Source organism: Pseudomonas sp. 910_21 (genome assembly GCF_052850735.1).
In genome coordinates, this window is record NZ_VXCY01000009.1 from 1 (window position 1) to 14557 (window position 14557).

A 14557-nucleotide genomic window follows, 5' to 3' on the forward strand; every position below is an offset into this window, starting at 1 on the left:
CGCGATAGGGGCGGGGGAGAGCGTGGATGATGTGACGTTTTATGCGTATTTGTGTCGGGTGGCGGATTGGCGGTTGGATTGGGAGAGCACGGACGGTGGAGGGTATGAGGTAAAGAGTTCGGAACAAGACCTGCCAGACGACGCGGTGGAGAAGCTCTACTTTTTAGAAGAGGTCGAGAACCGGGAGCTGATTGACTCCACAGTTGCGTATCGCATGAATGGTGTACTGCCGCTTAGTGTGGAGGACAAAATGCCCCTCTTAGTGGCTACTCAGTCTCTTGTGGGACGCAAAACCGGAGTCCCCCTCCGTTTTGGGGGAACCGTCTGATGCGCCGCATGCTTACGTACTGTTCTCTCACCAGCCTGCTACTGACTAGTCACTTGACCCAGGCTGATGAACTCTCACTGGCATCTATTCGTTGCTTTGCCAGTTCGGCTACGGCAATAACCGCTTATACCTCGCCCAGGAAGGCTTCCAACATGACTGTTGAAACTCGTTACCGCGCACCCACTACTTCGACTCAATTAGAAACTCTGGATGTGCTCAGTATCGGTGTGAGTCTGGATGTTTTTCGTCAGGGGCAGGTTTGGCAGGCACTGCAAGAACAGAGTAAAAAACAGGTGGAGTCACTGCATGTAGGTAGTGTTCTTCCTATGGACCCGAAGAAGTACCCGGTAACTGCCAGTGATAAGGATATGGCTTGGGATAAGCGTAAGGCGGATGCGCTGGAAATGGGATTACGAGACTTTCTGGAAAAATGGCCAATCCCCACTATCACCGTAGTAAGTGAGTGGAGTCCTGAGACACCGAATCTACGTTTTACTCCTGAGAGAACTCAACGCAGTTTGTCCGTAATGGTCAACAATATGCGAACCCCCGCAGGGTTACATTGGCACCGTATCCGAAATTTTCCTGATGGAGTTATCTGTAGAAATTCCCCCGAGGATTTGCTTGAAAAACTTTTTCTAATATTCGAACGTAATCCAGACTTACCGGCCGTTCTGGTTTATAGCGCTGAAGGTCATAACATGAGATTTGCGCTTGCAAACAAGGATAAAAATACTTGGCCGGTTGGCCAGGGAAATGGCCCTCGTTTACCGGACGAACTCACCGATTCAATGGTAGCCCTGGTCATCGGCCGTCCCGAACGTGTCGAATGGCTGCGCTATTACGCCCCCTTCACCAAGGTCAACAAGAACAAGATCGATCCCGAATTCACAGGTTGGGGCTGGCGTAAACCGGCGGTGGAGTTCCAACCTTCGGAGTTCATCCCGCAACCCTGGACCGAGCGCGCCTTTGAGCAATGGGACGCCTTGCCAGTGCTGGCCAGGATCCATCGTCCGGTCAGCGTTTCCTTGCAGCGTCCGGACAACGGCGAGCGCCTCAAACGCGAAGCTTTGACCACACAACTGGCCGCGGGCTGGAAAAAAGCCACTGATGCCGTTACGTCTGCACCGGCCCGGGTGTTCTACGACGGCGGCCTGAACAGCACGCCACTGGCAGAGTTGCTTCCTGCTCTGACTGCTGCCCACAGCTCTCTGGATCTGCTCGATTCCCGCGAGGGTTACGACCTGACCCAGCGCCTGGGCGATACCGGCGCTGCCTCACCTTTCGTGGGCATTGCCTTGGCCACCATGGCCAGTTACCAGAATGCCGACACCAGCGTGGTCATGCCTCTGCGCCGTAAGGATCAAGCGACCTTCATCACCATCACCTCACCGACACCTGGGCAAAAGCCCGTTGGCAACAAATTTGGCATCAACCTGATGCCCCAAACTGCCAGCAGTGACGACGGTGCTGCTGTAGAACCTGTAACTGCCGCTCCTGCGGCATCGCGGATGTCGGTTGTGGAAGAGGACTATGCGCTGGAAGAGTTTCTGGCTGAGTTGAGACCCAAGGACAATTGGATGGATGATCTCTAGCGCTGGCTGATCAAGCCGCGCTGAAGATCCGATTCAAAAGGAGAGGGCTGTTCTGGTGCATCGCATACTGTTGTTTATTGGCTGTCTGTCGTTACTCAGTCACTGGGTCCAAGCCGCTGAACTGCCCCTGACTTCTGGTCGTTGCTTTGCCAGTTCAGCCACTGCCGTGACGGCCTATACCTCAGCCAGGAAGGCTTCCACCATGACTGTTGAACCTCGTTACCGTGCACCCACTACTTCGCCGCGATTGGAAACCCTGGATGTGCTCAGTATTGGCGTGAGTCTGGATGTTTTTCGTCAGGGGCAGGTTTGGCAGGCATTGCAAGAGCAGAGTACAAAGCAGACGGAATCACTGCACGTAGGCAGTGTTCTGCCTACGGACCCGAAGCAGTATCCCCAGACTGCTGATGACAAGGATATGGCCTATGACAAGCGTAAGGCGGATGCTCTGGAGTTGGGGTTACGGAGCTTTTTGGAGAAGTGGTCCATTCCAACCATCACTGTAGTTCGTGGTTGGAGTCCTCAAGTACCAAATCTACGTTTTAGGCCCGAAAGAACGCAAGAAATGTTGACCAGCATGGTGAACAGTTACCGTACAGAAGCGGGTTTGCATTGGCATCGAATCCGTAATGTGCATGACGGTATTGTTTGCAATGACACGCCCGAAGGATTGGTAGAAAATCTATTCCAATTGTTTGAACTCAATCCTGATCTACCCGCGGTGCTGATTTATAACGTCGAAGGCATCAGCATGTTAGGTGCGCTATCAAGTAAGGACGTTACTCTAAGATCGCTCGGCGCCGTTGCTGGCCCACGCCAACCCGACAAGCTCACTGACGCAATGGTAGCCCTGGTCGTTGGCCGCCCCGAACGTGTCGAATGGCTGCGCTATTACGCCCCCTTCACCAAGGTCAACAAGAACAAGATCGATCCCGAATTCACCGGTTGGGGTTGGCGTAAACCTGCTGTCGAATTCCAACCTTCGGAGTTCATCCCGCAACCCTGGACCGAGCGCGCTTTTGAACAGTGGGACGCCTTGCCGGTGCTGGCCAGGATCAATCGTCCGGTCAGTGTTTCCTTGCAGCGTCCGGACAACGGCGAGCGCCTCAAACGCGAAGCCTTGACCGCACAACTGGCCGCTGGCTGGAAAAAAGCCACTGACACAGTTACACCAGCACCGGCCCGGGTGTTCTACGACGGCGGCCTGAACAGCACACCACTGGCCGAGCTGCTTCCTGCTCTGACTGCTGCCCGCAGCTCCCTGGACCTGCTCGACTCCCGCGAAGGCTACGACCTGACCCAGCGCCTGGGCGATACCGGCGCTGCTTCGCCATTCGTGGGCATCGCGCTGGCCACCATGGCCAGTTACCAGAATGCCGACACCAGCGTGGTCATACCTCTGCGCCGTAAGGATCAAGCGACCCTCATCACCATCACCTCGCCGACACCTGGGCAAAAGCCTATTGGCAAAAAATTTGGCATCAACCTGATGCCCCAAACCGCCAGCAGCGATGACGGCGCCTCTGCAAAACCTGCAACTGCTGCGCCTGCGGCATCGCGGATGTCGGTTGTGGAAGAGGACTACACGCAGGAAGCGTTTCTGGCTGAACTTCAGCCGAAGAAAAACGGAATGGATGACCTTTAAGGTCGCAAAGGAGTGGACATGGACATTATTCGACTGGGGGACAGTACCAGTCATGGCGGTACTGTCATTGAGGCATTCAGCCAAACCGACTTGAACGGTAAACCCATGGCGGGCGTTGGGCACAAGGTTGTGTGCCCGTTGTGCAAAGGGGTGTTTCCTATTTCAGAAGGCAGTGCGCTGTTGGATGTCGGTGGTGTTGCGGTGGCCCTTGACGGTATGAAAACCGCGTGTGGTGCCAGCCTGATCGCTAGCGGCCCCAAAGCAGGTGCGCAGTGTTAGTCAGGTAGCGATATTTGCTATCGCCCCTTAGCCCATCACGTTGGCGGGCAGTCCCGTTTTTTCAGTGGCAGGTTCAATCATCCGCATAGGCGCCAAGGACCTTGTGTTCGATTAGAAAGGATCTGGCACGGGGCTGTTCTTGGTTGTCCAGGTCCCACCTGATGAAGGAATGGAAGTGTGCGGATTTTCCGAAGTGTTCAGTGGCCGTCGATAACGCCATTCTTTTTTCTCGGGGCAGGGACTCGAGTCTGGATGGGGAGAACAGGTTTACATCGAAGACGTCTCTAATGAAGTCGAGGTGTCGAGAGGTCCTGACAATGCTTGCCCAATTGCCAATCTGCTTTTTTCCGGGCCAGAGCAACGGGTGCTCTTGATCCACCAGGTGGTAGCCGCGGGCAAATCCCGTTCCGAAGGCTTGTGTTTCGCGGTAGCCGTACAGGTAGTCAAAGCGATCCAGAAATCCACAGCATGCCGATGATGCAGTGAGCAGGTCTTCAATAGAGAAGATGTTGCTGCTGGCGCTGATCGCTAAGCCACGATCCCGAGAGAACAGGGCGGCCAGTTCGCAGTTGAACACTTCTTCGCATTCATCCTTCGCAAGGACAGGTTGTGAGAAGAGTTCAACGCCTCCGTTCTCAGGATGCAGAAGGCTTTTATGGAGATTTTTCTCCGAGTATTTAACGACTTTCCCTCTGCTGTTTCCAAAGCGATCGACGTTTCTTTCCAGGTTTGCAAAGACACCTCGCAAACTTGAGCTGATCTCAATCAGATCATGGTCGGCGCCGGTAACGGCTTCTCCGGCGAGGAAGTTATAGAGTGCCATGGCGCTTGCCTGTTATTGAGCTGAACCCTTGGGTTGCAATCTGTTCTGCCATCGAGTTGATCCATTGCGTCATCGGGTTTTGCTAGAGCCGTCCAGAACTCTGGTTGGCAACGCCGGCTGTCTCCAGGCACTGTTCAATGATCAATGGGTCATGCGTCGTAACGATGCCAGGGATGAACATTCCGACTGTCGGGCGAAGTCGATCCCGTGATGTTGCAGGCAGGCGTCTTCATAGGCGATCTGGTCATCGTCAGCTATCGAGGACAGGTAGGAGTCTATAGCTTCGAAGCTGCACGCTGGCGGTATGTCAACCGAGAAGAGTGACAGGCTACGCGTCACTGTGCAGTGGGCACCCAGCTGCCGCAGTTTCTTGATGATGTTGGCTTTGTCTTGTGGGTTTTCAGCGAAGACTCTGAGGGTGGAGTGGCCTCCTTGTTGAATAACGACGGTAGCGATCAGCTCGCTGTTTTCCTGTCGCGTATCAATCAGGTCGCCTTTGCTGAGTCCATAAATGTAATAGGGCGTGTTGTCGACGAGGTAGGTGGTTTCGCCTTGCTTGATGCCCCACAGGGACTCGGCGGTGACGGGCGGATAACCGTCAGCATCCTGTTGCAGGATGAAGGTGATCTTGTGAAAGACGTCCTGGTGATGTTGCTTGATGTCCATGGTGTTTGCCCGCTGGAACTGGTCCGACAGTGGTGATAGCCGTTTTGCGCCGAAGAATACCTTATCCCATCGCCTCATCCGCACAGAAAGCGGCGGCTACCCGGCGTGCGCCTCGTTGGGCTTGTGAACAATCCCGAGCCTGGAAGCGCTGTCGGGGGAGCCGACTGCGTGGACCATCACACCGGACGTACGTGGCGTTTGAATAATCTCGGGAATAATGCTGTGATTGCGCCCGTCGCGCCCTCCGGGTGGCCGCGCTTTTTTCAGAGACACAGTGAAATGGATAGCCAAGCAATGACAACCAGGACGTCGCAGCTGCCTCCCGGCAGCGATAGGCGCGAGCACCTGGAGGGTATCGCAGCCCATACCGCACTGGTGTTGGAGACCAACAACCTGCGTGGCGGCAAGGATGCAGAGGAGGCCTTGAACAGCCTCAAGCGGCTGATCGCACGCCTTGCCCTGCAGAGCCTGCCACCCCAGAGTTTTGCCCAGTGGGTCATCACCCATGACGGCCTCGATCCTGTGGCACGCCAGGCATTGTGTGCACTGGCCGGACGGGAACTGGACTTCGTCGAGATCGATACTCTTACCGGTTACTACGATGCCAAGAATGTCGGCTTCGACGCGGTCGATCAGGGGCGTTGCCAGTACGTGGTCTTTGCCGATGCCGATTGCATTCCCTGTAGCCATTGGCTGGAGCAGTTGCTCGTGCCTTTTGCCGAGGACGATGCGCCGCTGGCGGTTGCCGGGCGTACCAGTTATGCAGCCAGCGTCGCCGGCAGTGCCCTGACCGCCATCGATTTCATGTATTTCCCCAGCCCCTTGCGCCACGGCGCCACGCGTAACTTCTACGCCAACAACGTGGCCTTTCGCTGTGACACCTTCGAGCAGTACCGCTATGAGCCTCTGGATGGCGTCTATCGCGCCCACTGCCAGGTCATGGGCCTGCGTCTGCAAGCGGCGGGCGTGGCGGTGGCCTATGCGCCAGGCGCCCATACCGAGCATCGACTGCCTGACAGCCATGGCGAAGTGGTCAAGCTGCGCTGGCTCAGGGGCGGCGACAGCGTCGGCCTGACCCCCTATCTGGTCCGCGCCTATATGCCGGGCTGGCTGCAATGGCTTGGACGCAGCGGTCCGATCGGGCCGCTATGCGTGATGCTCGGGCGCCTCGGCTACAGCCTGCGGGCCCTCAACCATCAGGACTTGCCGCCCTTGCGCGGGCTCCGACGTCTTGGGGCGACGCTGGTGGTCATCGGCATGTCGTTGCTCGATACCGCCGGTGCTGTGGTGCGTGGCATGGGCATCAGTGTCGGGCGTCGGAGCGCCGGTCACAGTGAAGCCTTGTCCTATCACCGCAACCTGGATTGATCCGTGTCGCGCCGTACCGTCGCACGCAGGCTGCGTGCCCACAGGAAGACCCCATGAAAACACCTTCGCTCGCTTCATTCGGCTACTCCCTGGCGTGCCTGGCACTGCTGGCATTGAGCGGTCAGGCCACTGCCGCGCCTTCCGAGTTCAGTGGTCGCGGGGTGTATCACTTCGCCTCGGACAGTGGCTGCGCGACCGCCACCCGCAGCGCTGAGCGCGACTGCAACCGGATTGCCCTGGATGTGGCGGATGCCCAGGCCAGCGTCGACCCGCAAACCCGCGCCATCGTGATTGGCGCTGACGACCACCATGACAGCAAGACGGTGATCGGCGACGTGCTGCTGCACGGCAGTGGCATCGCCGCCGATGGCCAGCGTGTGCCGCTGAGCCTGCAGGTGCTGTTGCGGCGCTCGGGCACGAAGTGGAAGTCCGACACCTATGTGCACTCGCCCGTGCGTGGCAAGTTCAGCGACATCGTCCTCGACCCTTATCAGATCAGCGTCCGCGAAGGCACCGCTGAGCGCGTGCTGTTCACCGCCGAGCAGGCGCGCAAGGTCCTGGCGCAGCCGTCAATCGCCGCGCGAGTGGCCAGCTACTTCGTGGTCGTGCGCCCCAGCGATGCCCGGAACCCGGCGGCCGACGACATCACCATCGGCCTGGGTGTCGGGCGGCTGTCCAAGTCGGTGATGCGTGCCAGCTTCAGCGCCACGCAACCGGGCACTGGCGAACTGGACGCGTTACTGGCAACGGGCACCTGGAACCTTAACCTGCAGGCCTTGAGTGGCCAGATTCCGTTGTGGGTGGTTCAACGCCAACTGTTCGTGTTCGGCCTCGAAGACAGTCCTCTGCTCAAGGAGGTGCGCCAACGCGGCCTGAACAAGCGCGACATCCTCGAATTGGGGGCGGTCAACGGCAAGGGCTACCTGCGTTACAACGGCCATGAACAACCCTTTGCCGATGCCGGGGCATCCGGAGCGGCCTTTATGCGTGACAGCTTTATCGGCCTGATCCTGGCCTGGCACCGCAGCCAGCAGGTGGCCACGGCATCCGCCACTGCCCCGCAGCCCGCGCAATGAGTGTGGGTGAAGCGGTCGCCACCGAGGCGAACTTCAGCTGCCTGAGCATGCCTCAGGCCCAGGGCCTGGGGGCGGTGCAGGCGCGCCTGGTGGATCGCATCAAGCGCGCTGCGCTGCGGCGCCTGCACCGTAGCCCCCGCGGGGAGCGCTTGTTGTTGCGCATGTACCTGGCCGGCGAAGACGCCACCGAGCGCACGCTGCTGGAAGACTTGCTCCCCCAGTCACCGCCCTGGCTGGAGCGTCAGGTGCAACAGCATCTGGCCGATGAGCGTCGCCATGTGACGCTGTTTGCCGACGCCTTGCGCGGCCTGGGCGACGACGGCTCGGTACGCCTGGAACCGGACTGGCTCAGCCGGCGCAAGATCCGGCGTTGGCAGCGCCTGGCCCATCGCTATGCGGCACATTTCGCGCATGGCCTGCTGGTGCCGGCCTACGCCACCGGGCTCTGTGCCGAGCAGATGGCCCAGCGGGTATTGAGCCGTCATTGTGCGGTGATAGGGGCCGGGCATGAGCTGTATCCGCTGCTGTCCCGGGTCCTGGCCGACGAGCAGGGCCACGTGCGCTTGTGCGAGAACACCTTGCGCCGCATCGTCGCGCCCCATGAGTCGGCACACCTGGACCTGTTGCTCAAGGACATTCGCGCAGTGGATGCCAGTTTCGGCGTGACCGGTGCCCTGGCCATGTACATCGCCGGTTGGGTCCTGGGCGGTGTGGGCAGCGCGGCTCGATGAGTCAACGGATTCTTTACCTGGCGACCGCCGATGCCCGTGGCCACCTGATGCGTGCGCAGTTGCTGGTGCATGCCCTGCGCGAGGCAGGGGCCCAGGTCGACGTGCTGACGACCTCGGAGCAGGGGCAGCACTTTCTGCAACGCTTCGGCATCGAGGCCGAGCTGCTGTCCAGGCACTATGCGGTGCAGTTCGACAGCGAGCAGAACATGCTGCGCCAGGCCACCAATCGCAATGTCGCCCATTACCTGTTTCGTCCCGGGCGGATGCTGCGGGACATTCTCCATCTGGGGCGCAGGCTGCGCAGTGTGGATCGGGTGATCAACGACTCCTTCCACCCGGCGCTGCTGTACATGGGCATGCTGCCGGGATGGCGACGCAAGGTCGTGCATGTGTACGGTGCGAGCCTCAAGGTGGCGCTGCTGAACAATTTCGCGGGCATGTGGCCGCGTCAGTTCGGGCGGTTGTTCGGCTGGATTGTCGAGCGCCAGATCAACGCGGCGCGAGCCCGCATCGAGCATGATTTCGCCTATGAAGTGGACGACGCCCAGGCGCCGTTGCTGTATCGCCTGCCGACCCCGGTGGCCCTGGCGGCGGTGATGCTGGAACCATCGGCCCCCGGCGCTGCGGTGTACCTCAATCCGCATTTCAGCGAGCCCAGCCTGGCCGATGCCTTGAGCGCGGGTCTGGAGGGCGCCGGCCTGGACGGGCATCGGGTGGGCGAGGGCTATGCCGGGCGCCGTGGCTGGCTCGGGGTTGATCCGCACTGGGCCAGTCGCGCCGCCCAGGCACGGCTGATAGTGTCAGCGCCGGGCATGGCGGCACTGTCCATCGCTCGGGTCTATCAGCGGCCGATCATCCTGGTGCTCAGCGATCAGCCCGAACAGACCAGCAATGCGGCGCGTGCCGCCCAGCTACAGCTGCTGCATCGGGTGGTGACCTGGCGCGGCGACGCCGCGGATTTTCGTCGCCAGGTGGCTGAGGCGGCGCAGCAATTGACTGCAGCGGCGGGGGCCGAGTCGACAGCGGCTGCAGGTCGGGCGCGGGCCCAGGGGCGGATCGACGCCTGGGTCAGCCGCCTGCTCAGCCTGTGAGCGCGCCGCTGTGGGCCGTTATCCACCCCTGCACCCGCTAAGCGAGCAGCCATGAGCAATCCCTTGCCCAGCCCGACCCCAAGAGCCAACTATCGACAGGCGCTGGTTGCGCTGCTTGGACTGTTGCTGGGCCTGGGCATTTTCATCGGCCTGCAGCGGCTGATCACGCCGCGCTACACCTGGGTCACGCCGCTGGATGAAGGGATTCCTTTCATTGCCCAGTCCTGGTGGTTGTATGTGCTGTTCTTTCCCTTCGTGCTGCTGGCGGCAACCTACGCCAGTGGCGAGGCGTTCAGGGCGTTCAAGAACACCACGGGCATGGCCTTCGTCGTCGCCATCCTGTGTTTCTGGCTGTTCCCCGAACACCTGCCCAGGCCCGATCTTGGCAGCCTCGACAATGCCTTTGTGTATCAGCGCCTGAGCCGCATGTGGCAACTGGACCTGGCGTCCAACGGCTGCCCCAGCCTGCATGTGGCAGTGACGTGCCTGGCCTGCCGTGCCCTTTGGTCTCACCCCGGAAAATGGCTGATCGGCATTACCGGCCTGTTGATCTGCCTGTCGACCCTGACCCTCAAGCAACACACGCTGCTGGATGTCGCAGGCGGCCTACTGCTGGCCCTGGCCTGCGCCCTGGCCACCCAACGACAAGGAAGCCATGCCCGTGTCCCAGCCTAATGCCCGTGCCGGCGACAATCAGGCGCTCAATGCCTTTGTCCCGGCCGCCGAGCTGTTTGTCATCAAGCCCTGGATCGGCATGCTGGCGCTGTTGGCCGACTGGGCCCTGATCGCCGCTGCGTTCGTCTGTGCCGCACGCTGGCCGCACCCGGTCATTTACTTTTTGGCGGCGCTGATCATTGCCCGCAGCCAGCTGGCCCTGGCGGTGATCATGCATGAGAGTGCCCACGGCGTGCTTTTGCGCCGGCAGGCACTCAATGATTGCGTGGGGCAGTTGTTGGCGGCTGGCCCGCTGTTTCTTTCCATGGCGACCTACCGCGCCGGCCACCTGAAGCACCACCGGCAACCGATGCTGCATGACGACCCGGTGATGGCGGTGTTCGGCATGGGGGACTACCCGCTGCCTCGGGGCAAGCTGGCCAGGCGGTTGCTGGCGGACCTGTTCGGGGTGGGCTACTTCATCAGCGCCTACAGATTTGCCCGGGGCGACTACCGCGCCATCATGCCCAAGGTCGACAAGTCTGCGGGGCAGGTGTCCTGGGAGATCTGCTCAATGCTGCTGGGCAATGGCGTGCTGTTCGGTCTGCTGAGTGCGTTCGGGCATCCCTGGCTCTACCTGGGCTTGTGGTTGTTGCCAGCCATCACTTTGCTGCCCTTGATGGGCCGGGTCCGGGCGCTCATGGAACACGCCGGATTGCCCGCCCATGCTGACCAGAGCCAGAACGCCCGCAGCATCGTGCGTCCGAACGGGCAGACCTTCTTCTTCGGTCCCCATGGGATCCACTACCACATCGAGCATCACCTCTATGTGCGCGTGCCGTTCTACCATTTGCGCCATCTGCATGAGCAACTGGCAGCGCGGCAGTTACTGCCTGCCGGGAATCTCTATGGCGGTTACATCGGGGTATTGCGGGATGTCAGCTACCCGGCGTTGAAGCCGCCGACGGCCTGACTGCTCATGGCATCTGCGCACCCATCCTCCGGATACTGATCGAGGCTATAGGAAGGGAGGTGTAGAAGGCGCTGGGCAATCAACCGGAACAAGGCCATCGGACCCGCCATTGCGGCGGGTCCGACAGTAGCGTCAGAGCTTGGGCAGTTGCCCGATACGCCCGACCATTTCGGTGACGATCTGCAAGTCCAGGAGGAACTGCTCCACGGTCTTGAACTCGTTGTCGGTGTGGCCGGTGTACTTGACTTCGGGCCGCGCCAGGCCGAATTGCACGCCGTTGGGCAGTTCATGCACCGAGGTGGCACCGGCGGAGGTGCCGAACTTGTGTTCCATGCCCAGGTTCTCGCTGGCCACCGCCAGCAAGGCCTTGACCCATTCGCCTTCGGGGTTGCGGTACATCGGCGCGGCGATGGAGGTGTCGAGCTTCACCGCCACCTGGGTCTTCTTGCTCCAGGCCGCCAGCTTGTCGGTGATTTCAGCCTTCAGCACGTCCGGGGTCTTGCCCTTGGGCACCCGCAGGTTGACCGCCAGCTTGAAGGCCTTGTCATCCACGCCGACGAAGGTCGGGGAGGTGGTCAGCGGGCCCATGAAAGCGTCGGCGAAACCGATGCCCAGCTTGTTCCCCAGGTAGTCCAGGCCCCAGTTGTCGGCGGCGTAGCGGGCACCGTCGGTGAACGCGTTGTGCTTGAGGGCGACCTTGCCGTCGAGGCTGTGGATGAAGTCCAGCATCCGCGCCACCGGGTTGACCCCGGACTCGGGTTCGGAGGAGTGGGCGGACACGCCGGTGACGGTCAACTGCACCTCCTTGCCCACCACCTTGGCGGCCACTTGGAAGTTGCCGCCGTTGGCCTTGGCATAGGCGGCACCGGCTTGCTGCAGGCTGGCCACCAGTTCGGCGGGTGTGTCGGTCTTGAGGGTGGCCACCGAGGTGGAAGGAATCTGGTTGGTGGCCAGGCCACCGGTCAGCCCGGTAATTTCCGCGCCCTTGCCCTCGGCGGCACGCCGGGCAAAGGTCGCCATCACCGTGCCGTAGCCTTTCTCGGCGATCACCACCGGGTAGCCGCCATCCAGCGCCAGGTTGTAGTTGGGCGTCGGATTGCGTTCGAAGTAGTAGGGGATGGCGTCGCCGCTGGTTTCCTCGGTGGTGTCCACCAGCAGTTTGAAGTTCCGGGCCAGGGGCAGCTGCTCTTCCTTGATGATCTTCATGGCGTAGAGCGTTACCACGATGCCGTTCTTGTCGTCCTCGGTGCCGCGGCCATACATGCGGTCGCCGATCAGGGTGACCTTGAACGGGTCGAGGCGGGTGCCGTCTTCCAGGACCCAGTTTTCCGGGGTTACCGGCACCACGTCGGCGTGGGCGTGGATACCGACCACTTCGTCGCCGGTGCCTTCCAGGGAAATCTCGTAGACCCGGTTGTCGATGTTGCGAAAATTCAGGTTGAAGGCCTTGGCCAGGCCCTGGATCTTCTCGGCGATCTTGAGAAACTCGGGGTTCTTGTACTGCGGCACACCGTCGATGTTGAAGGTGGGAATGGCCACCAGTTCACGCAGGGTTTCGGTGGCGGCCTTGCCGTACTTCACCCGGGCGTAGAGGCCCAGCAGGCGATGGATCTCGTTCTGCTGTTCGGCGGACAGGCTCTTGTTGTCGAGAAAGGCGCCGATGGCCGGGCCCAGGTTGGCGTCCTTGCCCGCTTCGCTCTTGGCCAGGCTGCCGAGGAACTGACGGAAGTCGCTGACCGAGGCATCACTGAAGGACTTGAGGATGGCCGCGCTCTGTTGCGGGGTGATATTGGCCTGGGCGGCGCTGGAGAACGCGGACAGGCTGGCGAGCATCAGGGTGGCCGCAGCCAGGTGCTTGAGAGAGAAATCCATTGTTGAGGGCATTCCTTTGCAGGCGGTGAGTAGGAACTGTCTGATGGTTCAGACAGAAACGTTCCCAAGCTAACACTACGAAGGAGGGCGGCGGGAGTCCCGGATGTGGGATCTGTCGCACAGAACTGCAAAAGCGGCGCACAAACGAAAGATGTTGCAGAGCGAGGAACAGGGGGCGCCTGGGTGGGCGCCCCCTGTGGGTGAGGCAGGATCAGATGGCAGCGTCCCAAGGACGGTCGCCATGCTCGTCCTTGATGCGGGTCGGCAGGCCCATCACGTCCAGCGCCTTGAGGAACGGCTTGGCCGCCAGCTCCTCGACGTTGACCATGCGCTGCACGTCCCACTCGCCACGGGCGACCAGCAGGGCGGCAGCCACTGGCGGTACGCCGGCGGTGTAGGAAATGCCCTGGCTGTCGGTCTCGGCGTAGGCTTCTTCGTGGTCAGCCACGTTGTAGATGAAGACTTCGCGAGGCTGGCCATCCTTGGTGCCCTTGACCAGGTCACCGATGCAGGTCTTGCCGGTGTAGCCCGGGGCCAGGGAGGCCGGGTCAGGCAGTACGGCCTTGACCACTTTCAACGGCACCACTTCCAGACCTTCGGCGGTCTTGACCGGTTGCTCGGAGAGCAGGCCGAGGTTGCGCAGCACGGTAAACACATTGATGTAGTGTTCGCCGAAGCTCATCCAGAAGCGCACGTTGGGCACGTCGAGGTTCTTCGACAGCGAGTGCACTTCGTCGTGACCGGTCAGGTACAGGTTCTGCGAGCCCACCACGGGCAGGTCATCGGTACGCTTGACTTCGAACATGGTGTTGCTGGTCCACTGGCTGTCCTGCCAGCTCCACACCTGTCCGGTGAATTCGCGGAAGTTGATTTCCGGGTCGAAATTGGTGGCGAAATATTTGCCATGGGAACCGGCATTGACGTCGAGGATGTCGATGGAATCAATGCGGTCGAAATGTTCTTGCTTGGCCAGGGCGGCATAGGCGTTGACCACGCCCGGATCGAAGCCCACGCCGAGAATGGCGGTGACCTTCTTCTCCTGGCATTCCTCGAGGTGCTTCCACTCGTAGTTGCCGTACCAGGGTGGGGTCTCGCAGATCTTGCCCGGCTCTTCGTGAATCGCGGTGTCCAGGTAGGCCACACCGGTATCGATGCAGGCACGCAGCACCGACATGTTGAGGAAGGCGGAACCGACGTTGATGACGATCTGCGATTGCGTCTCGCGGATCAGCGCCTTGGTCGCTTCGATGTCCAGCGCGTTGAGGGCGAAGGCGTTTATTTCAGCGGGCTGTTTGAGGCTGCCCTTGGCCTTGACGCTGTCGATGATGGCCTGGCATTTGGAGATGTTGCGCGACGCGATAGCAATACGACCGAGTTCGTCGTTGTGCTGCGCGCACTTGTGGGCCACCACCTTGGCGACACCTCCTGCACCAATGATAAGAACATTCTTCTTCAA

Annotated in this window: 14 protein-coding genes; 10 read left to right on the forward strand and 4 right to left on the reverse strand. The window is 60.6% G+C overall.

What is annotated here, in order from left to right; translation table 11 throughout:
* The 4 genes from FW796_RS25015 to FW796_RS25030 all read left to right on the forward strand — a co-directional run.
* Positions 1-328, forward strand: a 328-nt coding sequence (locus FW796_RS25015; protein WP_446440220.1) for an effector protein Tle3 domain-containing protein, incomplete at its 5' end; no start/stop codon positions are given.
* Positions 328-1923, forward strand: a complete 1596-nt coding sequence (locus FW796_RS25020; protein WP_446440221.1) for a type VI lipase adapter Tla3 domain-containing protein — start codon at positions 328-330, stop codon at positions 1921-1923. The genes FW796_RS25015 and FW796_RS25020, both read left to right, overlap by 1 nt.
* A 55-nt stretch (positions 1924-1978) precedes the next feature.
* A complete protein-coding gene (locus FW796_RS25025; RefSeq protein WP_446440222.1) occupies positions 1979-3568 on the forward strand; it encodes a type VI lipase adapter Tla3 domain-containing protein in 1590 nt (529 codons plus the stop codon).
* 18 nt (positions 3569-3586) lie between these two features.
* Positions 3587-3847 (forward strand): PAAR domain-containing protein, encoded by a 261-nt coding sequence (locus FW796_RS25030; RefSeq protein ID WP_346636450.1) that lies wholly within the window; start codon positions 3587-3589, stop codon positions 3845-3847.
* 73 nt (positions 3848-3920) lie between these two features.
* Here the strand turns inward: FW796_RS25030 and FW796_RS25035 are convergent, their stop codons facing one another.
* Positions 3921-4670: a hypothetical protein gene (locus tag FW796_RS25035; RefSeq protein WP_404937136.1), complete on the reverse strand. Its 750-nt coding sequence runs from the start codon at positions 4668-4670 to the stop codon at positions 3921-3923.
* A 141-nt stretch (positions 4671-4811) separates the two neighbouring features.
* Entirely contained in the window at positions 4812-5336 is a 525-nt protein-coding gene (locus tag FW796_RS25040; RefSeq protein WP_346636448.1) for a DUF4265 domain-containing protein, read from the reverse strand.
* A gap of 294 nt (positions 5337-5630) precedes the next feature.
* Here FW796_RS25040 and FW796_RS25045 point away from each other — a divergent pair, with 294 nt between their 5' ends.
* The 6 genes from FW796_RS25045 to FW796_RS25070 are packed head-to-tail and all read left to right on the forward strand — an operon-like array spanning position 5631 to position 11229.
* A complete protein-coding gene (locus tag FW796_RS25045; RefSeq protein ID WP_446440223.1) occupies positions 5631-6704 on the forward strand; it encodes a glycosyltransferase in 1074 nt (357 codons plus the stop codon).
* A 53-nt stretch (positions 6705-6757) separates the two neighbouring features.
* Positions 6758-7780 (forward strand): hypothetical protein, encoded by a 1023-nt coding sequence (locus tag FW796_RS25050; protein ID WP_346636446.1) that lies wholly within the window; start codon positions 6758-6760, stop codon positions 7778-7780.
* Positions 7777-8511, forward strand: a complete 735-nt coding sequence (locus FW796_RS25055) for a hypothetical protein (protein WP_404937133.1) — start codon at positions 7777-7779, stop codon at positions 8509-8511. Before FW796_RS25050 ends, FW796_RS25055 begins: the two co-directional genes overlap by 4 nt.
* Positions 8508-9602 (forward strand): hypothetical protein, encoded by a 1095-nt coding sequence (locus FW796_RS25060; protein ID WP_446440224.1) that lies wholly within the window; start codon positions 8508-8510, stop codon positions 9600-9602. Before FW796_RS25055 ends, FW796_RS25060 begins: the two co-directional genes overlap by 4 nt.
* 51 nt (positions 9603-9653) lie before the next feature.
* Positions 9654-10277: a phosphatase PAP2 family protein gene (locus tag FW796_RS25065; protein WP_446440225.1), complete on the forward strand. Its 624-nt coding sequence runs from the start codon at positions 9654-9656 to the stop codon at positions 10275-10277.
* On the forward strand, positions 10264-11229 hold the full coding sequence (locus FW796_RS25070) for a fatty acid desaturase family protein (RefSeq protein WP_346636442.1): 966 nt from the start codon (positions 10264-10266) through the stop codon (positions 11227-11229). The genes FW796_RS25065 and FW796_RS25070 overlap by 14 nt, the downstream gene beginning before the upstream one ends.
* A gap of 132 nt (positions 11230-11361) precedes the next feature.
* Here FW796_RS25070 and FW796_RS25075 read toward each other — a convergent pair whose 3' ends face one another.
* Together FW796_RS25075 and FW796_RS25080 are read right to left on the reverse strand one after the other, a co-directional pair.
* On the reverse strand, positions 11362-13101 hold the full coding sequence (locus tag FW796_RS25075; RefSeq protein WP_404937131.1) for a dipeptidase: 1740 nt from the start codon (positions 13099-13101) through the stop codon (positions 11362-11364).
* Between the two features lie 211 nt (positions 13102-13312).
* A complete protein-coding gene (locus tag FW796_RS25080; RefSeq protein WP_346636440.1) occupies positions 13313-14557 on the reverse strand; it encodes a saccharopine dehydrogenase family protein in 1245 nt (414 codons plus the stop codon).